The organism is Ochrobactrum sp. SFR4 (assembly GCF_019730395.1).
Lineage (GTDB): Bacteria > Pseudomonadota > Alphaproteobacteria > Rhizobiales > Rhizobiaceae > Pseudochrobactrum.
Genome location: NZ_JAAPBB010001483.1, coordinates 1 through 230, shown reverse-complemented (window position 1 = coordinate 230; position 230 = coordinate 1). Strand labels below are relative to the sequence as shown.

Sequence of the window (230 nt, the reverse complement as noted above, 5' to 3'; positions counted from 1 at the left end):
ATTGATGATTGTGCCGCTGTTTTTAGGCGCAACAATCAATACTTTCTGGCCGGAAGTGCTGAATGTCGGCAGCTTTACCACTGCGCTTTTTCGCGATGGTACAGGTGCATTGCTCGGCCTGTTCTTCTTCTGCATGGGCGCACAAATCGATTTTCGCCAAACATCTGCTACGTTGCAAAAAGGCGCGGCCATTTTGCTCGGCAAAGCTTTTATTGGTGGCTCCATCGGGC

At 50.4% G+C, this 230-nt stretch carries 1 protein-coding gene; it reads left to right on the top strand.

Annotated features, from left to right (window positions below; genetic code table 11):
- On the top strand, positions 1-230 hold a 230-nt coding region (locus HBA93_RS23955; RefSeq protein WP_221724870.1), incomplete at both ends, for a 2-keto-3-deoxygluconate permease.